The 20,031-nt window shown below is 68.8% G+C and carries 14 protein-coding genes and 1 pseudogene; 4 read left to right on the top strand and 11 right to left on the bottom strand.

Annotated features, from left to right (window positions below; genetic code table 11):
• Nucleotides 1-53: 53 nt before the first annotated feature.
• The 3 genes and pseudogenes from CLV40_RS39885 to CLV40_RS27010 form a co-directional block, all read right to left on the bottom strand.
• Nucleotides 54-356: a DUF397 domain-containing protein gene (locus tag CLV40_RS39885; RefSeq protein WP_104481805.1), complete on the bottom strand. Its 303-nt coding sequence runs from the start codon at nt 354-356 to the stop codon at nt 54-56.
• A 13-nt stretch (nt 357-369) separates the two neighbouring features.
• Nucleotides 370-528 (bottom strand): DUF397 domain-containing protein, encoded by a 159-nt coding sequence (locus CLV40_RS27020; RefSeq protein WP_342752310.1) that lies wholly within the window; start codon nt 526-528, stop codon nt 370-372.
• A gap of 16 nt (nt 529-544) precedes the next feature.
• Nucleotides 545-1,386: pseudogene (locus CLV40_RS27010) on the bottom strand (helix-turn-helix domain-containing protein).
• 106 nt (nt 1,387-1,492) lie between these two features.
• On the opposite strand from CLV40_RS27010, the gene CLV40_RS38360 reads away from it, so the two are divergent.
• Nucleotides 1,493-1,711, top strand: a complete 219-nt coding sequence (locus tag CLV40_RS38360) for a hypothetical protein (protein ID WP_104481801.1) — start codon at nt 1,493-1,495, stop codon at nt 1,709-1,711.
• Here CLV40_RS38360 and CLV40_RS27000 read toward each other — a convergent pair.
• The gene (locus tag CLV40_RS27000) at nt 1,708-2,910 is read right to left on the bottom strand and encodes a TetR/AcrR family transcriptional regulator (protein ID WP_104481800.1); all 1,203 of its coding nucleotides are present in this window, start codon (nt 2,908-2,910) and stop codon (nt 1,708-1,710) included. The genes CLV40_RS38360 and CLV40_RS27000 overlap by 4 nt on opposite strands.
• A 120-nt stretch (nt 2,911-3,030) precedes the next feature.
• On the opposite strand from CLV40_RS27000, the gene CLV40_RS26995 reads away from it, so the two are divergent.
• The 3 genes from CLV40_RS26995 (at nt 3,031) to CLV40_RS26985 (ending at nt 8,344) form a co-directional block, all read left to right on the top strand.
• Nucleotides 3,031-4,245 (top strand): acetyl-CoA C-acetyltransferase, encoded by a 1,215-nt coding sequence (locus tag CLV40_RS26995; RefSeq protein ID WP_104481799.1) that lies wholly within the window; start codon nt 3,031-3,033, stop codon nt 4,243-4,245.
• Between the two features lie 7 nt (nt 4,246-4,252).
• A complete protein-coding gene (locus CLV40_RS26990; protein ID WP_104481798.1) occupies nt 4,253-6,415 on the top strand; it encodes a 3-hydroxyacyl-CoA dehydrogenase NAD-binding domain-containing protein in 2,163 nt (720 codons plus the stop codon).
• Nucleotides 6,416-7,534: 1,119 nt separating this feature from the next.
• Nucleotides 7,535-8,344, top strand: coding sequence for an aminoglycoside adenylyltransferase domain-containing protein (locus CLV40_RS26985; protein ID WP_104481797.1), 810 nt, complete (start codon nt 7,535-7,537; stop codon nt 8,342-8,344).
• Between the two features lie 407 nt (nt 8,345-8,751).
• On the opposite strand, the gene CLV40_RS26980 is transcribed toward CLV40_RS26985, so the two are convergent.
• The 7 genes from CLV40_RS26980 to CLV40_RS26945 all read right to left on the bottom strand — a co-directional run bounded on the left by CLV40_RS26980 (nt 8,752) and on the right by CLV40_RS26945 (nt 19,959).
• Nucleotides 8,752-9,408 (bottom strand): TetR/AcrR family transcriptional regulator, encoded by a 657-nt coding sequence (locus tag CLV40_RS26980; RefSeq protein ID WP_104481796.1) that lies wholly within the window; start codon nt 9,406-9,408, stop codon nt 8,752-8,754.
• 8 nt (nt 9,409-9,416) lie between these two features.
• Nucleotides 9,417-10,574 carry an acyl-CoA dehydrogenase family protein gene (locus CLV40_RS26975; RefSeq protein ID WP_104481795.1) on the bottom strand — a complete coding sequence of 386 codons (1,158 nt, stop codon included), beginning with the start codon at nt 10,572-10,574 and terminating at the stop codon, nt 9,417-9,419.
• Between the two features lie 1,577 nt (nt 10,575-12,151).
• Nucleotides 12,152-14,092 carry an acetyl/propionyl/methylcrotonyl-CoA carboxylase subunit alpha gene (locus CLV40_RS26970; RefSeq protein WP_104481822.1) on the bottom strand — a complete coding sequence of 647 codons (1,941 nt, stop codon included), beginning with the start codon at nt 14,090-14,092 and terminating at the stop codon, nt 12,152-12,154.
• Nucleotides 14,093-14,097: 5 nt separating this feature from the next.
• Nucleotides 14,098-15,696: an acyl-CoA carboxylase subunit beta gene (locus CLV40_RS26965; RefSeq protein WP_104481794.1), complete on the bottom strand. Its 1,599-nt coding sequence runs from the start codon at nt 15,694-15,696 to the stop codon at nt 14,098-14,100.
• Nucleotides 15,693-16,850 carry an acyl-CoA dehydrogenase family protein gene (locus tag CLV40_RS26960; RefSeq protein WP_104481793.1) on the bottom strand — a complete coding sequence of 386 codons (1,158 nt, stop codon included), beginning with the start codon at nt 16,848-16,850 and terminating at the stop codon, nt 15,693-15,695. Before CLV40_RS26960 ends, CLV40_RS26965 begins: the two co-directional genes overlap by 4 nt.
• On the bottom strand, nt 16,847-19,159 hold the full coding sequence (locus CLV40_RS39880) for an acyclic terpene utilization AtuA family protein (protein ID WP_245931590.1): 2,313 nt from the start codon (nt 19,157-19,159) through the stop codon (nt 16,847-16,849). Before CLV40_RS39880 ends, CLV40_RS26960 begins: the two co-directional genes overlap by 4 nt.
• Entirely contained in the window at nt 19,156-19,959 is an 804-nt protein-coding gene (locus CLV40_RS26945; protein WP_104481792.1) for a TIGR03084 family metal-binding protein, read from the bottom strand. Before CLV40_RS26945 ends, CLV40_RS39880 begins: the two co-directional genes overlap by 4 nt.
• Between the last annotated feature and the right edge of the window lie 72 nt (nt 19,960-20,031).

The raw sequence follows: 20,031 nt of genomic DNA, 5'->3' as shown, positions 1-20,031 counted from the left end.
GGAAGTAGATCGATGAGAGCACGGATGCACGCGCGAAAGTAAGAGGCAGGCGTTCACAGAACTTGCCCGGATCGGACGAACCGCACGAGCGCGCGCACGTCACACGCGAGCGCCCTGTGGTGTTTACTGTCCCGCACCGCACGCAGGCCAGGCGCGATCTCGACGCAGTTCGAGTTGCCCCCGGAGAAGCTGGATTTGCGGTAGCGAACATGCGCGATGAGCCCCCGGACATCCCCGGTCAACGTCTGTCCCGGATTCTTGCTGTCCCGCAGGGTATGCCGGGTGATGTCGACCTCGACGCAGTCGGAGTTGGCAGCCGAGAAGCTGGACTTCTTGAACCGCGTCGAGGTCGGCATGGGTCACCTGTCCTTAGCGCTGGGCGGAACGGACGTAGATGATCAGAGCATGGGCGTTGGCGGCGAGGGTAGGGCCGGCCGGGTTCTTGCTGTCGCGCAGGTGGGTGAGGGTGTGGGCAACCTCGACGCAGTTGGAGTGACTGCCAGACCGACTGGACTTCTTGTAACGCAACGACTCTGGTCGCAACTCAACCTCCAAGAATTACACGCTCAATTTCAGCCTCAAGCCTATCCCGTGTCCCCTGCTCGCTCAGAGCGCGTTCTTTGAGCACTTGCCGGGCGTGCACATATGGCTTGCACTCGTCATCGGACAGGAAGGTCGCCGAGTCGTAGTGCTCGATGTGCACCATGCCACCGGTCTGCGCAAACTCCATCAAATGCCAGTCGCAGACCACCAAGGCAGTCGGTTGATCAACGATGCGCACAACGACACCCTCCTGTCGCCCATGCGCACTAGGTGGCGAAGCTGGGCGGCGAACACCTGCGTGTCACCCAGCTGGTTCCGCAGCGCGGCCGCCCCGATCAACGCCGTGTAGTCGACGTTTCGTCGCTGAAGCACCTCCTGGCGTTGTCGCCGCGCCCGCAACCTCGCGTGCACCTCCTTCTCCGAGACCTCCCGGTCGAGCATGAGCGCCATCGTGTATTCCTGGGTCTGGAGCAGTCCCGGAATGAGCCCCGGACTCCAGTTCGTGATGCGTATCGCCTCGTGCTCGAAGCTCGCCAGCGCACCCGTGTCCGCCGGGACGCCCGGCACCTGTCGATCCCACCAACCGACAGCAGGCAACTCCTTAGCCCTTGCCACCAATTCGTCCCGACGGCCCGACGGAAGCCGGTAGACGACCGCCAGCCCCATCACCGCTTCGGGTGAAATCTTGCGGTGCCCGCGCTCTAGTCTGCTCAGCGTGGACTCCTGCCAGTCGATCACCCTGCACACATCAGCCAAGCTCAGGCCCGCTTCTTGACGGATCGCTCGCAATTCGGCACCCAAGGCCCGGTCCTTCGGCGTGGCCGGTCGGTGATTCCCACCCATCCCCTGCTCCTCCCCACGGCTTTCTAGCTCTGCGGGCAACGCCCTACCTTCGGTCACCGCACGCGGACAACCCCGTGCAGTGTGGCAAATAGTGGAGGTTCCGCCAATGCCGAGCAACCCCAACGTCGAGGTCTGGCTCCAGGTCCCCGCCGACTGCGACATGTCCTACCAGGTAACCAATGCGGACGACATCGAGTTCACCCTCGACGGCTTCAGCCTGGTCGTCGAGGGCGCCAGCCTGCGGCGCTTTGTCACCATGTCCGAAGGCGCGCTCACCGAGCTCGCCCAGGCCCAGGCCGAGTACGCCGAGGCCGCCCGCGCCTAGTCGGCGACCAACACCGCCGCGGCGAGCGCGGCGAGTTCGGCGGCCAGGGTGGCGCGGCCGTTCACACGTCCGGTTCTTGGCAGGTCGTTGACGATCGTCAGGGCCGCGTGGACCACCACTCTGGCCGCCGGGTCCGACATACCCGGTCGGACCTCACGCAGCAATCGTACCCACTCCGTCACGTACTCCCGTTGCAGGACACGGAGTTCTTTGCCATCTCTTTCGGGGAGGTTGACGAGTTCGGCCGTGTAGACGGCGATCAGGTCGTCGGACCGCAGCACCGTGTCCACATACGACCGTACGAGCCTGCGCAGGGCATCTTCAGCATTTGTCGCCGTAGCAAGGGAATTGTCCAAACCGAGTCTTAGCCTGTCCGCCATACGACGGCTCGCGGCCAAGAGGATGTCCGACTTACTTGTGAAGTGCCTATAGATGCTCGGTCCCGCTATACCGGCGGCCGCACCGATGTCCTCCATGCTCACCGCGTGAAAGCCGCGGTCGCGGAAGAGGCGGGTCGCGGCCGTAAGAAGCTCTTCACGACGCGTGGGCGCGGGGGCACGAGTTCGCCACACAGTGGGGGCCTGCTCGGTCGGTAGGGGGGTCCGAACCACGGTCTCCCCCAACCGCGCCAAGAGACGCGTGAACTCCGGGGTCGGCAGCGTGGCGTGATGGTCACCAACGCTGCCGAAGACACTCAACGCGGCAAAACAGATCACATCGGCCGCACCGTCGTCCAACTCCGGTCGGAGGGCTCTTAGCCCCTTGAGCCACTGCGCCAAGAGGGCGCCCACGCGCCGCCGGATCTCCTTCTGGTCACCCGCGTGCAGGTGACGCCCCTGCCACCGCCACAACGCGGTCAGGGCCCGCTCTTCGATCGACACCTCGGCGGCTGCCTCCAGCAGAGGACGCAAACCGCGTTCCGGGTCGTTCTCCACGCCCTCCACCGCCGTGCAGACGCGCACGGTGAGCTTGTCGACGCCGGTGAGCAGCACGTACCCCAGCACGTCCTGCTTGTTCTGGAAATGCCTGTAGAGGGCAGGCCCGGTGACGCCCGCCGCAGCGGCGATGTCATTGACGCCGACCGCGTGGTAACCGCGCCTGCCGAACAGCTCGGCGGCGGCCCTGGCCAGCTGGGCCTTGCGGTCGCGGGGTCGGCGGACAGGTGCACCGCTGGTCAACCGGGCCTCCTGCCGTGACATGTCTCGTGAGATGCGGATTACCACGCTAAGGCACACACCCTACGTTGACAACCAGCGGATACTCGCGAGTATGTTAATGGGCATTAGCTGGTGTCCAGCCCCGGAGAGGATCGGACTAGCGTGAGTACCGAAGCCTTCATCTACGAGGCGATCCGCACGCCGCGCGGGCGCGGCAAGCAGAACGGATCGCTGCACGGCGTCAAGCCCATCTCGCTGGTCGTGGGCCTCCTCGGGGAGCTGCGCACCCGCTTCCCCGACCTCGACCCGGCCACCATCGACGACATCGTCCTGGGGGTGGTCTCGCCGGTCGGCGACCAGGGCTCGGTCATCTCGCGCAGCGCGGCGATCGCGGCGGGACTGCCGGACTCGGTCGCCGGGCTCCAGATCGACCGGTTCTGCGCGTCCGGGCTGGAGGCGGTGAACACGGCCGCGGAGAAGGTGCGGTCGGGGTGGAACCAGCTGATCGTGGCCGGGGGCGTCGAATCCATGTCCCGGGTGCCGATGGGGTCGGACGGCGGTGCGTGGTTCAACGACCCGGAGACCAACTACGACTCGTACTTCGTTCCGCAGGGCATCAGCGCGGACCTCATCGCGACGCTGGAGGGGTTCACGCGCGAAGACGTCGACTCTTACGCGGCTGAATCGCAGCGGCGTGCTGCTGCTGCGTGGTCCGCCGGGTACTTCGCGAAGTCCGTGGTGCCGGTTAGGGACCGCAACGGGGTGGTGCTGCTCGACCACGACGAGCACATGCGTCCCGAATCGACCGTGGAGAGCTTGGGCAAGTTGAAGCCGTCTTTCGCCGGGATAGGCGATTTCGGTGGTTTCGACGCGGTGGCGTTGCAGAAGTACCACGCGGTGGAGCGGATCGACCACGTGCACACGGCGGCCAACTCGTCGGGGATCGTCGATGGGGCCGCGGTGGTGCTGGTGGGCAACGAGGCCGTCGGGGCCGCCGCGGGGTTGACACCGCGGGCGCGGATCGTGTCGGCGGCGGTGACCGGTGCCGAACCGACGATCATGCTGACCGGGCCGACGCCCGCCGCGAAGAAGGCGCTGGCGCTGGCGGGTCTGACGCCGGAGGACATCGACGTCTGGGAGCTGAACGAGGCGTTCGCGGCGGTGGTGCTGAAGTTCATGAGGGACCTCGACATCCCGCACTCCAAGATCAACGTCAACGGCGGGGCGATCGCGATGGGGCACCCGCTCGGCGCGACCGGGGCGATGATCACCGGGACGCTGCTCGACGAGCTGGAGCGGCGCGGCGCGCGGCGCGGCCTGGTCACCCTCTGCATCGGCGGCGGCATGGGCGTCGCGACCATCATCGAGCGAGTCTGAGGACGGCATGAGCGACAACATGATCGGCTGGGAATCCGACGCCGACGGCATCGTGACGCTGACGCTGGACGACCCCTCGCAGGGCGCCAACACGATGAACGACCTGTTCCGGACTTCGTTGGCGGCCACGGTGTCCCGGCTCGAGGCCGAGCGCGACGGGATCACCGGGGTGATCATCACCTCCGGCAAGAAGACCTTCTTCGCGGGCGGCGACCTCAACCAGCTCATCACCGCCCGATCGAGTGATGCGCCCCAGATGACCACCCGCGTAAATTCGATGAAGCGGGACCTGAGGCGACTGGAACAGCTCGGAAGGCCGGTGGTGGCGGCCATCAACGGGGCTGCGCTGGGTGGCGGGTACGAGATCGCGCTGGCGACTCATCATCGGATCGCGCTGGACGTGCGTGGCAGCCAGATCGGCCTGCCCGAGGTGACGCTCGGGCTGCTGCCGGGTGGCGGCGGGATCGTGCGCACGGTGCGGATGTTGGGGATCCAGGGCGCGCTGCTGAACGTGCTCTTGCAGGGGCAGCGGCACAAGGTGGCGAAGGCACTCGAACTCGGGTTGGTGGACGAGATGGCGTCCACGGCCGACGAGATGCTGTCGGGTGCTCGGGCGTGGATCAAGGCGAATCCGTCGGCCGCGCAGCCGTGGGATGTCGAGGGGTATCGGATTCCGGGTGGGACGCCGGCCAACCCGAAGTTCGCGGCCAACCTCCCGGCGTTCCCCGCCAACCTGCGCAAGCAGCTCAAGGGCGCGCCCATGCCCGCGCCGCGCAACATCCTGGCGGCGGCGGTCGAGGGCGCGCAGGTCGACATCGACACGGCGCTGCGGATCGAGACGCAGTACTTCGTGAACGTGGCGGTCGGGCAGACGGCGAAGAACATGACCCAGGCGTTCTTCTTCGACCTGCAGTCGATCAACAAGGGGAACAGCCGCCCGTCGGGGGTTGAGCCCTTCGCCGCGCGCAAGGTGGCGGTGTTGGGCGCCGGGATGATGGGCGCGGGAATCGCGCACTCGACCGCGCGGTCGGGGATTCCCGTGGTGTTGAAGGACGTGACGTTGGAGGCGGCCGAGAAGGGCAAGGCATACTCGGCGAAGATCCTCGACAAGGCTGTCGCGCGCGGCAAGATGACGGCCGAGGCCGCGGCGGAGGTCTTGGCCCGCATCACGCCCACGGCCGACGCCGCCGACGTCGCGGGCGCGGACCTGGTCGTCGAGGCCGTCTTCGAGAGCCCCGAGCTCAAGAAGAAGGTGTTCGGCGAGATCGAGGACTTGGTCGCCCCGGACGCGCTCCTGGGTTCCAACACGTCCACGCTGCCCATCACCGACCTGGCCGAGGGGGTCAAGCGCACGTCCGACTTCATCGGTCTGCACTTCTTCTCGCCGGTCGACAAGATGCCGCTCCTGGAGATCGTCGTCGGCGAGTCGACCTCGGATGTCGCCCTCGCCAAGGCTTTCGACTACGCGCTGCAGATCAAGAAGACCCCGATCGTCGTCAACGACAGCCGCGGTTTCTTCACCAGCCGCGTCATCGGCACCTTCATCAACGAGGCGGTCGCGATGGTCGGCGAGGGCATCGCCGCGCCGTCCATCGAACAGGCGGGCTCCCAAGCCGGCTACCCCGCCCCGCCCCTGCAACTCCTCGACGAACTGACCTTCACCCTCCCCCGCAAGATCCGCGACGAGAGCCGCGCCGCCATCGAGGCCGCGGGCGGCAGCTGGCCCGAACACCCCGCCGACCACGTCCTGGACCGCCTGATTGACGAGTTCGACCGCAAGGGCCGCTCCTCCGGCGCGGGCTTCTACTCCTACGACGAGGAAGGCAAGCGCACCGTCCTCTGGCCCGGCCTGCGCGAACACTTCCACACCGGCACCGAGATCCCCTTCGAGGACATGCAGGAGCGCATGCTCTTCGCCGAAGCCCTGGAAACCGTCAAGTGCGTCGACGAAGGAGTCCTGCGCACCGTCCCCGACGCCAACATCGGCTCCATCTTCGGCATCGGCTTCCCCCCGTGGACCGGCGGCGTCCTCCAGTACATCAACGGCTACCCGGGCGGCCTCCCCGGCTTCGTGGCCCGAGCCCACCAACTGGCCGACCGCTACGGCGACCGCTTCCGCCCCCCAACCTCCCTGGAAACCAAAGCCACCAACGGTTCCCACTACGCGTAACCCACCCCCGTATCCCCTCACGTACGAATAACCATCTAACGCCCGTTCCACACCAACGCGCGGCCGGACCCACTCCCTCGGGCCCGGCCGCGCACCCCAACGAGATCACCGGCACCCCAAACTCCACACCCCGCACGCACACGAACCAACCGCCCCTCGACCGTGATCAGCCAATCGAGCGACCAAAATCGGGAACCAAACAGGTGTTCGATTTCGTTGCTTGAAATATGCAGTGCGACCAAGCGGGAAACCGTCACGAGCCAGCCCCACCCACCCGCACCGCACAGCCCTGTCACCAGCCCACTCTCCCCGCAGCACAACCACTCCACCCCGTCTCCAACCACCCCGCTGCCCCACCGACCCACCGCCTCCTCGCCCGTCCCACACTCCCTAACCCACCCCCCACCCCCCTCCGCTCCGCCCCCGACCGAGCGCACGCGATCCACACGACCGCCACTGCCGCGCCTCACGCCCACACTGCCCACCGGCGCCGCACCCGAACTCGCCACTCGCGTTGGCGTCTCGCCCGATGACGTCCCGCTCACTCCGACTGGGCGGCCGGTGCGGCGACCTCGGGAGGACTGGGACGCAGCGCCATCGGACGCGGTGGTGCCAAGTGAGCGATTGGGCGGGACGCCATCAGACGCGGCAGCGCCGAGTGAGCTGGTTGGGGCGCGACGCCATCAGACGCTGTGGTGCCAAGGGAGCGCGGTTAGGGCAGGACGCCATCGGCTGCGGTAACGCCAAGTGGGCGATTGGGGGCGGGACGCCATCAGACGCGGTAGCGCCAAGTAGGCGATGGGGGCAGGGTCGAGTTCGGGCTGGGAGCAGTGGTCGCCGGTGCCGCCCGTGCCCGCAGTCCGGCCACCCGGTGCCGCCCGTGCCCGCAGGCTGGCCCACCGCCTTCCAGGCCGCCCCGCGCGCGCCCGCACGATTCCGCTCAACCCGCTCCGCCCGGGCCTCGCGCTCACGCTGCTCACCGGGGCCGCGCACGGGCTCGTCACTTCGCGTGTTGGCGTCTCGCTTCACGTCTACGGCCGGGTGCCGCCCGAGGCGGGGGTTGGCCTGGCCGATCGGTAAATCCGCCATCTGGATCACCGGCTGTGCCATTCTGACCGCATGGGGTTACCGGAGAAGGTCCAGACCATCACGGCCGATTACCTGGCCGCGATCGATGAGGTGGCGCCGGGGTTGGTGGAGGGGCTGTACCTGGTCGGTTCTCTTGCTCTTGATGACTATCGGCCCGGTCAGAGCGATATCGACTTTGTCGCTGTCACGGCCGGTCGTCTGGTTGGGGACACGATCGTGGCCGTTCGGCGGGTTCACCGGGAACTGGCCAGGCGTCATCGGGTCGACTTTGATGGGCCGTATGTCACGTGGGCGGATTTGGCGAGTGATCCGCGGAAGTCCGGGCCTGGGGTGCATGTGCTTGGGCGGGGGCGGGTGACGGGTTCGACGATGAGGGAGCGGCATCCGGTTACGTGGCATTCGCTGGCGCAGTCGGGGATCGTGGTGCGGGGGCCGGTCATCGACGACATCGGGGTGTGGACGGATCCGACCGGGTTGGCGGATTCCGTTCGCGAGAACGTGGATACCTATTGGCGTGGCTGGCATCGAGTGGGCTCGCGGTCGTTCTCCCGGCGCGGGTTGCTGTTGTTGACCGATGGGGGTCCGGCCTGGTGTGTCCTCGGAGTCAGTCGCCTGCACTACACCCTGACGACGAAGCGGATAGCCTCCAAGGGTGCGGCGGGGGTGTACGCGCGGGAGGTGTTTTCCTCTCGGTGGCACCGAATCGTCGATGAGTCGCTGCGCCTCCATCGCCAGGAAGGTGGGCCGTCGCGGTACGGGGCTCGTCGCGCACGGCGGCGGGACGTGCTCGACTTCCTGGACCACGTGATCAAGGACGCGGGGCAGTTGCCGCGCGGCTGAGTCGGGGAAGCCGGCGGTTGGCGTGGAGCATCGCGAACCGGCCCGACCCTCTGGGCAGGGGCGGGCCAGGGCGGCGCGGAGCGACACCACCTGACGGCTCGGGCGAACGAGGGCATGCGGCGGTCCGTCGAACCGGGAGGACGGCGGTGGCTCGGAGGCATCGCGAACGGGCCCGACCCCCTGGGCAGGGGTGGGCTGGAGCGGCGCGGAGCGACACCACCTGAGGGCTCGGGCGAACGGGGACGTGCGGCGGTCCGTCGAATGGGGAGGACGGCGGTGGCCGACGTTGGCTTGAGCGCGTGCGACACCGGCGGCGGGTCGGCCGTGTCGAGGGCGGCCTTGTGCCGGCGTTCACCGGCTGGTGCCTGAACGCCCTGAGCCATGCCACGGTCCTGGTGTTTTCGAGCTTAGGGGGCGTGGTCGTCGGGGCGCTCGGAGTTGTCCACAGGGGTGGGCACGGGGCTGTCGGGGTTGGGGGTGGTCACCGCGCGGGTGAGGACGGTGGCCCATTCGGTGAGGATTCGGTGGCGGCGGTTGGTGTCGTCGGTCAGGAGGTTGGCCAGGCCCAGGCCGCGGGCGAGGTCGAGGGTGGCTTGGACGGCTTCGCGGACGCCGGGGCGGGATTCGTCCACTCCGAGCGCTGCCACGGCGACGCGGTGGGCTTCGCGGCCGACGTGCGCTTCCAGGGGGACGACCTGGTCCCGTAGCTGGTCGTCGGAGGCGGCGGCGACCCACAGTTGCAGGGCGGCCTTGAAGAGCTTGCCCGAGTACATCTCGCCGATGGTGAGGACGACGAACTCCGTGCGGTCGCGGCCCGCCGGGAGGTCGGGTAGGCCGGACCGCAGGTAGGTGAGGCGCTCGGCGGTGACGTACTCGATGGCGGCCATGAACAGGGCCTCGCGCGTGGGGAAGTGGTGTTGGGTCGCGCCCCGGGACACGCCCGCGCGTTCGGCGACCACCGAGACCGTGCTGCCCGTCCACCCGTGGTCGGCGAGGCAGTCGACGGCGGACTCCAGGAGGCGTTGACGGGTCAGGCGGCTGCGGTCCTGGCGCGGTTCGGTCACTGGGCCCCCTAGTAGGACTTGGGCAGTCCCAGGCTGAACTGCGCCACGAAGTTCAGGATCATCTCGCGGCTCACCGGGGCGATCCGGGACACCCGGGACGCCGCGAGGAGGGCACCGAGACCGTACTCGGTGGCCAGCCCGTTCCCGCCGTGCGTCTGCACGGCGGCGTCGACGGCCTTGACGACGGCCTCCCCGGCGGCGTACTTGGCCATGTTCGCGGCCTCCCCGGCGGCCAGGTCGTCGCCCGCGTCGTAGAGGTGGGCGGCCTTCTGCGTCATGAGCTTGGCCAACTCCAGTTCGATCTTGACTTGGGCGAGCGGGTGGGCGATGGCCTGGTGCGCGCCGATCGGGTCCTTCCAGACCTGTCGGGTCTTGGCGTAGTCGACGGCCTTGTCCAGGGCGTGGCGGCCCATGCCGACGGCGAACGAGGCGGCCATGATCCGTTCGGGGTTGAGCCCGGCGAAGAGTTGCGTGAGGGCGGCGTCCTCGTCGCCGACCAGGGCGTCCGGCGGGAGGGGCACCTGGTCGAGGTGGAGGGTGAACTGGTGGTCGGGGAGGAGGATGTCCATGTCGATGCGCCGGTAGGTGAAGCCGGGGGCGTCGGTGGGGACGATGAAGAGGGCGGGTTTGAGCTTGCCGGTCCGGGCGTCCTCGGTGCGGGCGACGACGAGGACGACGCCGGACTCGTCGACGCAGGAGATGAAGACCTTGTCACCGGAGAGGGTCCAGCCGTCCGGTCGGCGGTGGGCGGTGGTGGTGAGTCGGTGGGCGTTGGACCCGGCTTCGGATTCGGTGATGGCGAAGGCCATGCGTGTGGAACCGTCGGCGAAACCGGGGAGCCACCGTTGTTTTTGCGGGTCGGTACCGAAGCGGGCGATGATCGTGGCGCAGATGGCCGGGGAGAGGACCATTTGCAGGAGGCCGGTGCCCGCGGCGCCCAGTTCCTCGCAGACGGCGGCCAGGTCGCCGATGCCGCCGCCTCCGCCGCCGTACTCCTCGGGGACGTTGACGCCGAGGTAGCCGAGGGCGGCGGCTTCGGCCCACAGCTCGGTGGTGTGCCGGCCGGTGCGGGCGGCGTTGAGGGTGTATTGGGGGCCGTACTTGCGGCCCAGCTCCGCGACTGCGCGCCGCAGCGCCTGCCGCTCGTCAGACTCGGTGAAACTCACGGCTACTCCTTGGTGGGGATGGGGACGGCGGGGCGATGGGGATGGACAGGGTGCGGGTGTGAGGCGCACTGGGGTGGAACGCGCCCGGGGCTGACGAGAGCGCCGAGGACGACCGGGGTTGCGCGGGGATCGGTGAGGCGGGCCGAGGATGGACGGAGCGCGTCGAGGGGCGGCGCGGTGCATCGAAGGCTGATGGAGACAAGGCAGGCGAGGGGCGGTTGGGGAATGGCGACCGGCGAATCGCGCTGGGCATTCCTGCTGTGCCATGGACCGACGAGCGTGACGGGTCGGCGGGGCGTATCGAGGAGGACGGGTGCGCCCGAAGTGGCAGGTGTGCCCGAAGGTTGACGCGGTGCACCCAGGGCCAGCGGAAGCAAGGCAGGCGGAGATCTGCGGCGTGAAAAGCGACCGGCGAATCGCGCCAGACATTCCCGGTCTGCCATGAGCCGACGAGACGCGCAGCCCTCCGCGGGTGCATCGACGAGGGCAGGGCGCGCCCGAAGTGGCGGGTGCGCCAAAGTGTGACGCGGTGCGCCCAGGGCCGATGAATACAAGGCAGGCGGAGATCCGCGGCGTGAAAGACGATCGGCGAATCGCGCCAGGCAATCCCGGTCTGCCATGAGCCGACGAGACGCGCAGCCCTCGGCGGGGGTGCATCGACGAGGACAGGGCGCGCCCGAAGTAGCGGGTGCGCCGAAGGTTGACACGGTGCGCCCAGGGCCAGTGAAAACAAGGCAGGCGGAGATCCGCGGCGTGAAAGACGATCGGCGAATCGCGCCAGGCAATCCCGGTCTGCCACGGACCGACGAGACGTGACGGGTCGGCGGGGCGCGTCTGAGGGGACGGGTGCGCCTGAAGTAGTGGGTGCGTCGAAGGGTGATGCGGTGTCGAGGTCGGGGTGGCGTGCGGGATTGGTGTGTTGCGCGAGGGTGTGCGGCGGTCCGTCGAACGGGGTGGGCGGGGGTTGTTGGTGGTGGCTTGAGCGCGTGTGGGACTGACCGCTGCGGTTGGCAGGGTAGCGGCAAGTTTGGGGAACCGCGTCGGAATCGGCGGTTGTGAATGTTGGGTTGGGAGGGTGCGGGACCTGCCGCAGTTGGAAGGGCAGCGATGGGGTTGCCGAGCAACACCAGGATCGGCTGATGGCTGTTGCTGACGTTGGCCTGGGCGCAGGCGGAACGATCGCCACTCTCGGAATGGGAGTGGCGAGGTTGAGAGAACAACGGCGGGCGCGGACGGGTTGCTGGTGTTGGTTGGTGGGCGTGGGGGAATGACGGCCGGGCTTGAGCGGAGGGCGGGCGCCGACGCTGGGTTGAGGACAGCCAGCGCGGCAGCCATAGTCGGGTGGGCGGAGACGAGGTGACAGCAACGCCGGGGCTGGCTAGGCGAGATCGCCGAAGCTGGCTTCGGGGTGCACGGGAGTGGCCGCCGCGGTTGGGAGGGCGGGGCCGAGGATGGGTGAGCGATTGTTGCCGACGTTGGCTTGAGCGCGTGCGGGAGTGGTTGCCGGGGTGGGGAAGGCGGTGCTGGTGTTGGGGGGCGGCGCTGGGGTTGGGTGGGGGTGGAGTGGGTTGTTGGGGTCATAGGGTTTCGTCGGTTACGACGGCTAGGACTTGGCCGGGGTGTACTTGGTTTCCTACGGCTACGGGCAGTTCGGTGACGACTCCGGTGGTTGGGGCGTCGATGCGGTGTTGCATCTTCATTGCTTCCAGCCACAGGAGGGGTTGGCCCGCGGTGACGTGGGTGCCTGGGGTGACCGCGACTCGGGTTACTGTGCCTGGCATGGGGGCCAGTAGGGAGCCGGCTGGGGTTTGGGTGGTTGGGTCTGGGTGTCTGGGGGGTATGGGGAACGCTGTTGAGCCGTCCGGGGTGTCGATGTGGGACCAGCCGGGGGTTTGGGATATCTGGTAGGTGCGGGTTACTCCGCCGGTCTCGAGGCGGACGAGGTCGGGGGTTGCGGAGATGAGGGTCAGGGGCGGGTGGGTGTCGGTGATGAGACGGCCGCGGTCCAGGCGGTAGTGGACCTCGTGGTCGCCGATGGTCTTCATTTGGGGTTGTGAGGGGACGTTGCGCCAGCCTGAGGGGAGGCGGCCGAGTACGCGGGACTGGGTGCGGTTGGTCGCGGCGTCGGCGAGGGCTGCGGCTAGCGCGCACAAGCCCTCGGCGTCCTGGTTGAGGAGTGGTTCGGTTAGTTCGGGGCGGCGGAGGAAGGTTGTGTTGGCGTCGCCTTCGAGGAAGGTGGCGTGCCTCAGTACCCGCACCAGGAGATCGCGGTTGGTCCGGATTCCGTGCAGTTTTGTTCGCAGGAGAGTGCTGGCGAGGTGTCGTGCGGCTGCTGTCCGAGTTGGGGCCCAGGCGATGACTTTGGCCAACATCGGGTCGTAGCGCGTGCCGACGCCACTTCCCGATTCTACGCCGGAGTCGAGGCGTAGTCCCGATTTTCCGCTACACCCGAAGGTGTGATCGACGTCGGGGACGTGGAAGTGGTGGAGGGTTCCGGTTTGGGGGCGCCAGTCTTGGGCGGGGTCTTCGGCGTAGAGGCGGGCCTCGATGGCGTGGCCGGAACTTGGGGGTGGTTCGGCGGGTAGGTGTTCGCCGTCGGCGATGGCGATTTGGAGTTGGACCAGGTCGAGGCCGGTGACGCACTCGGTAACGGGGTGCTCGACCTGGAGGCGGGTGTTCATCTCCAGGAAGTAGAAGCGCCCGGTGTCGTCGGCGAGGAACTCGACGGTGCCTGCGCCGGTGTAGCCGATGGTGGTCGCTGCGGCGCGTGCGGCGGTGAACAGCCTCTTACGCATACCGCCGATCCGGTCCACCAATGGTGACGGGGACTCCTCCACCACCTTCTGGTGCCGTCGCTGTATAGAGCACTCTCGTTCGCCTACCGCCCACACCGTGCCTTGGGTGTCGGCCATGATTTGGACCTCGATGTGCCTACCGTGTTCCAGGTAGGGCTCGCAGAACACGGTGGGGTCACCGAACGCTGAGGCGGCTTCGGTTCGCGCAGCGGCCAGTTCCGGCTCGAGGTCGTCGAGGGTGCGGACGACGCGCATGCCGCGGCCGCCGCCGCCTGCGGAGGCCTTGATCAGGACGGGGAGGTCGTCGGCGGTGACGTTGTCGAGCCGGGCCAGGACGGGGACGCCCGCGGCGGCCATGAGACGTTTGGACTCGATCTTGGAGCCCATGCGTTCGATGACGTCCGGGGCCGGGCCGATCCAGGTCAGGCCTGCCGCGAGGACGGCGCGGGCGAAGTCGGCGTTCTCGGAGAGGAAGCCGTAGCCGGGGTGGACGGCGTCGGCGTTGGCGGCGCGGGCGGCGGCGACGAGCAGGTCCGCGCGGAGGTAGGTGTCGGCCGGGGCCTCGCCGGGGAGGCGGACGGCGGAGTCGGCCTCGGTGACGTGCGGCTGGTCGGCGTCGGCATCGGAGTGGACGGCGACCGTGGCCAGGCCCAGGGTGCGGGCGGTGCGGAAGACGCGGCGGGCGATCTCGCCGCGGTTGGCGACCAGGATGGAGGTGATCACGGCGGTCACATCCGGAAGACGCCGAAGCCGTCGGCGCCCGCGATTGGTCCGTTGTGGATGGATGACAGGCAGAGGCCCAGGACGGTTCGGGTGTCGCGGGGATCGATGATGCCGTCGTCGTAGAGCATGCCGGAGAGGAACATGGGCAGGGACTCGGCCTCGATCTGGCCCTCGACCATGGCGCGCATGGCGGCGTCGTGCTCCTCGTTGTAGGGCTGGCCGCGGCGTTCGGCGCCTTGGCGCATGACGATGGACAGGACTCCTGCGAGCTGCGCGGGTCCCATGACGGCGGATTTGGCGCTGGGCCAGGCGAAGAGGAAACGCGGGTCGTAGGCGCGGCCGCACATGCCGTAGTGGCCGGCGCCGTAGGAGGATCCGATGAGGACGGAGAGGTGGGGGACCTTGGAGTTGGCGACGGCGTTGATCATCATGGCGCCGTGTTTGATGATGCCGCTCTGTTCGTATTCCTTGCCGACCATGTAGCCGGTTGTGTTGTGCAGGAAGATGAGCGGGGTGTCGGTTTGATTGGCGAGTTGGATGAATTGCGTTGCCTTTTGCGATTCTTCACCGAAGAGGACTCCTCGGGCGTTCGCGAGGATTCCTACCGGATAGCCGTGGAGTTGCGCCCAGCCGGTGACGAGGCTTGTTCCGTAGCGGGGTTTGAATTCGTCGAAGTCTGAGCCGTCGACGACTCTGGCGATGACTTCTCGCGGGTCGAAGGGGATTTTCAGGTCGGCGGGGACGATGCCGAGGAGGTCTTCTTCGTCGTAGCGGGGGTCGGCGTAGTCGCGCGCGGGTTCGGGGCCTTGTTTGCGCCAGTTGAGTCGGGCGATGACGCGGCGGCACAGGCGGATGCCGTCGCGTTCGTCGGTGGCGAGGTAGTCGGCGAGGCCGGAGGTTCGGGCGTGCATCTCGGCGCCGCCCAGGGATTCGTCGTCGGACTCCTCGCCGGTGGCCACTTTGACGAGGGGCGGTCCACCGAGGAAGACCTTGGCGCGGTCGCGGACCATGATGACGTGGTCGGACATTCCGGGGAGATAGGCGCCGCCTGCGGTGGAGTTTCCGAAGACGATGGCGACCGTGGGGATTTTGGCGGCGGATGCGCGGGTGAGGTCGCGGAAGGTGCGGCCGCCGGGGATGAAGATGTCTTTCTGGGTGGGGAGGTCGGCGCCGCCGGATTCGACGAGGCTGATGGTGGGGAGTCGGTTCTGGGCGGCGATGTCGGCGGCGCGGAAGCCTTTGCGCATGCCCCAGGGGTTGATCGCGCCGCCTTTGACGGTGGGGTCGTTGGCGTTGATCACGCATTCGACGCCTTCGATGACGCCGATGCCGGTGACGAGGCTGCCGCCGACCTGGTAGTCGCTGCCCCAGGCGGCGAGCGGGGAGAGTTCGAGGAACGGGGAGTCGGGGTCGAGCAGGAGTTCGACGCGTTCGCGGGCGGTCAGTTTGCCGCGTTCCCGGTGGCGGGCGACGTACTTCTCGCCGCCGCCCGCGACGGCCTTGGCGTGTTCGGCGGTGAGCTGGTCGAGTTTGTCGACCATGGCGGCGTGGTTGTCGTGGAATTCGGGGGTGGTGGTGTCGAGGGACGATCGCATGAGGGTCATGGGCGCGGCTCCGCGGTGTAGCCGAGGCGTTTGGCGGCGAGGGTGGTCATGATTTCGTCGGTGCCGCCGCCGATTCCCAGGATTCGCATGTCCCGGTAGTGGCGTTCCACTTCGGACTCGCGGAGGTAGCCGAGGCCGCCGTGGAGTTGGACGGCGCGGTCGACAACCCAGGTGCCCGCTTCCACGGCGGTGTTCTTGGCGAAGCAGACCTCGGTGGTCACGTCTTCGCCTGCCTGGTGGCGTTGGGCTGTGACGCGCGTGTAGGTTCGGGCGACGTCGACTTTTCTTGTCATTTCGGCGAGGGTGAACTGGACGGATTGGCGGGAGATCAGGGGGCGGCCGAAGGTTTCCCTGGTGCGGCACCAGTCGATGGTCAGGTCGAGGGCGCGTCGGGCGGTGGCGTGGGCCTGGGTGGCGAGGGTCAGGCGTTCGGCGGCGAAGTGGGTGGCTATGTGGGTGAAGCCGGTGTTTTCCCGGCCGATCAGGTTGGCCGCGGGGACTTTGCAGTCCACAAAGGACAGTTCGGCGGTGTCGGAGCAGTGCCAGCCCATTTTTGCCAGGGGTTTGCCGACGGTGAAGCCTGGCGTGCTCTTTTCTATTACCAGCAGGGAGATTCCGCGGGCGCCGGGGCCGCCGGTTCGGACGGCGGTGGTGACGAAGTCGGCGCGGACGCCGGAGGTGATGAAGGTTTTGGCGCCGTTGACGGTGTAGTGGTCGCCGTGGCGGGTGGCGGTGGTGCGCAGGTTGGCGACGTCGGAGCCGCCGTCGGGTTCGGTGATGGCGAGCGCACCGATGGTGGCGCCCGCGAGGGTGGGGCGGGCCCAGCGGTCGATGTGCTCGGGGTTGCCCGCGGCGATGAGGTGCGGGAGGGCGATTCCGCAGGTCAGCAGGGATGCGATGACGCCGCCTGACGCGCCTGCGTGGTGCATTTCCTCGACGACGGTCAGGGCGTCGAGGAGGGTGCCGTCGCCGCCGCCCGCGGATTCGGGAAAGGCCACGCCGAGGAGGCCCAGGGCGGCGGCTTTGCGGTGGAGGTCTCGGGGCAGTTCGCCGTCGCGTTCCCAGGTGTCGAGGTGGGGGCGGATCTCGGTGGTGGTGAACCGGCGGACGGCTTCGCGCAGGTCACGGCGTTCGGGGGTGTCGAAGGGGGTCACAGCAGGGCCTCCGGGACGTCGACGTACCGGGCTCGGAGCCACTCCCCCAGGGCTTTGGCCTGCGGGTCGAAGCGGGTCGAGGCCGCGACGCCTTGGCCGAGGAGGGTGTGGATGACGAAGTTGACGGCGTTGAGGTTGGGGAGGAGGTGCCGCTCGATGGGCAGGTCGGCGGTCTCGGGGAGCAGTGTGCGCAGGCGGTCGGTGGTGAGGGTGTGGACGAGCCAGGGGTAGGCGTCGGGGGTGCGTGCCCAGACGCCGAGGTTGGCGTCGCCGCCTTTGTCGCCGGACCGCGCGCCGAGGATCGTGCCTAGCGGCACGCGGCGGGTCTGGGGAGGCGTGCCGGGGTGACTCGTAGGTGGGGTGTCCGGCTGGGGAGCGGAGTTCGCGTTGCGGGGCGTGGGCTGGGACGGGTTGGTGGGCAACGGCGGCACGGGCTCGCTGTTGGCCGGAGGGGTGGGGATTTGGGCCGGATGGGGGACGGCTCGCTGAACGGCTGCGCTCGTCGGCGGCTGGGCGGTGTCCGCCCGCGGGGGAACGGGATGAGCCAGGGTGGAGGCATCCGGGGTGATGGAGCCTGTTGGCGACTGTGCGGCGGGCAGGGGGACAGCGGGGTCAGCGGCAGGTTGCTGGGTTCCAGCGTCCAATGGCCACTCGGCGGTGACGGCCGGCGGTGCGACGGATTGAGCCGTCTCGGAGGTGGATTGCGGTGCACCAGCGCCCGTCGGTGGCCGGTCGGCGGTGGGCGCAGGAGTGAAGGAAGCAGTGCACGCTGCCAGCTGGGCAGAGACCAAGGAGCGAGCCGGGCCGGTGACGGCATCCCTTGGCGACTGGGTGGTTGCGGGCGACGGAGCGGAGGGAGGAGTTGGGGTGGAGTCAGTTTGGGCGCCGACCTCCGCCGGCGGCTGGGCAGAGGCAAAGGAATGAGCTGGGCCGGCGACGGCGTGGGCGGCGGTCGTTGGTGGCTGGGTGGTGGCGGGTGCGGGGGCGCGGGGAGATGTCGGGGTGGAATTGGCTTGAGCTGCGGGGGTTGGGGCGGTTTCGGGTGGCCATGGGAAGGGGTGGCGGGTGCCGTCGGGAAGTACCGCTGTGTGCGGGATCTGGTGGCGGGGTAGGTAGGCGGGTCGGTAGACGCCGATGGGGGTGGGGTCGGGGGGTGGGGTGGTGAGGGTGAAACCCGGGTAGCTGGCGAGTGCCAGTTCGACCGTGGTGCGGGCGAAGGCTTTGGCTCGGGTGGGGTCTTCGGTGTGGATCGTGGCGTGGAGGAGGGCGCTGGCAGTCTCCTCCGTGGCGGCGTCGGGGTGATCCGTTCTGGCCAGGGTCCAGGTGATGCCGTCGGGACCCAGGGCGCGTTCCACCTGGCGACGGGCCAGGGTGGCCTTTTCCTCGATGTCGAGTCCACAGAGGATGAAGGTCACGCTGTTCTTGAAGCCCGCCAGGGTGTTGACGCAGACCTTGACCGTGTCCGGTGGCGGGGTGCCGCGGACTCCGCTGACTCGAACGCGGTCGGGGCCGTCGGCGGTGAGGGTGACGGTGTCGAGGTGGGTGGTGACGTCGGGGCCTAGGTAGTGGGGGCCTTGGATCTCGTAGAGCAGTTGGGCGGTAACGGTTTCCCGGGTGACCGCGCCGCCGGTGTTGGGGTGTTTGGTGATGACCGAGGTGCCGTCGTCGTGGATTTCGGCTAGGGGGAAGGGCGGGTGGGTTGGGTCGAGTTCGGTGAAGAAGGCGTAGTTGCCGCCGGTGACCTGGGGGCCGCATTCGATGAGGTGGCCCGCGACTGTGGCGCCTGCCAGGCGGTCGTAGTCGGTGGGGTGCCAGCCGAAGTGGGCGGCGGCTGGGCCGACGGTGAGGGAGGCGTCGGTGACGCGGCCGGTGATGACGACGTCGGCGCCCGCGCGGAGGCATTCGGCGATGCCCCAGGCGCCGAGGTAGGCGTTGGCGGTGAGGGCGTCGCCGAGGCCGAGGGAGGCGGCCCGGGGCACCAAGTCGTCGCCTTCGACGTGGGCGACCTTGGCCCGGGTGCCGAGGGCCCGGATGGCGTCGGCGAGGCCCGCCGGGTTGAGGCCGCCCGCGTTCGTGACGATCTTGACGCCGCGGCCGAGGGCCAGGTCGAGGGTGTCCGCCAGCTGGCGCAGGAAGGTTTCGGCGTAGCCGGCGCGGGGGTCCTTGAGGCGTTGGCGGCCGAGGACGAGCATGGTCAGCTCGGCCAGGTAGTCGCCGGTGAGCACGTCGAGGTCGCCGCCGGTCAGCATCTCGTGGACGGCGGTGAAGCGGTCGCCGTAGAAGCCTGAGGCGTTGCCGACGCGGATCACGACCTCGGCCGTCCGGTGCCGGGTGGGCCCGCGAAGGCTTGGGCGATGCGGAGCCAGTGGTGGGCGTCGGCGCCTTCGGATTCGAGGTCGGTGTCGTCGCGGTGGACGCGTTGGGTGACGAGGAGGCAGAAGTCGTGCGCTGACCCGGTGATGCGTTGGGGTGCGCCTTGCGGTCCCCAGGTCCAGGTTTCGCCGTCGGGTGCGGCCAGTTCGACGCGGAACTCGGCGGCGGGGATCGGCAGGGCGCGGGCGAGGTAGGCGAAGTCGCGGGTTCGGACGCCGAGGTGGGCGATGTGCCGGAGGCGGCGGGTGGGCTCCCGTGGGATGTCGAGGGCCGCGGCGACGTCGCCCGCGTGCGCCCAGGTCTCCATGAGGCGGGCGGTGGCCATGGAGGCGGGGCTCATGGGTGGGCCGTACCAGAGCAGTTTCGTGCCCGGGGGCACGTGCGCGAGGGTGTCGGCCAGGCGGTCGCGGCCCGTGCGCCAGGCGGCGAGCAGTTCGGCCGGGTCTCGGGTCGCGCCTTCCTCGGCGCCGCGGTCGACGAAGCCCGTGGGGTCGCCGAGCGCGCGGGTGGCCTCGGCGACGAAGGCGTCGGGGTCGGCGACGAAGGCGTCGGGGTCGGCGGCGGACAGGAGGGCGCGGTCGTCGGTCCACGCGAGGTGTGCGACCTGGTGGGCGATCGTCCAGCGCGCGGCGGGGGTGGGGGTGTGCCAGGCGCGGGCGGGGAGGTCGGTCAGCCAGGCGTCGAGTTCGGCGCCTTCGTCGCGCAGGTCCGCCAGGAGGGCGTGGAGGTCGATCACGGGTCCACGGTGGCACGGGTCACAGCGAATTTTCAAGCATTCGCGCTTGATTGTTTCTCGTCACGCTAGGCC

The sequence above is a fragment of the Actinokineospora auranticolor genome (assembly GCF_002934265.1).
Taxonomy (GTDB): Bacteria; Actinomycetota; Actinomycetes; order Mycobacteriales; family Pseudonocardiaceae; genus Actinokineospora; species Actinokineospora auranticolor.
Note: the sequence above shows the minus strand (reverse complement) of the source record. Positions and strands in the feature narration are given on the sequence as shown.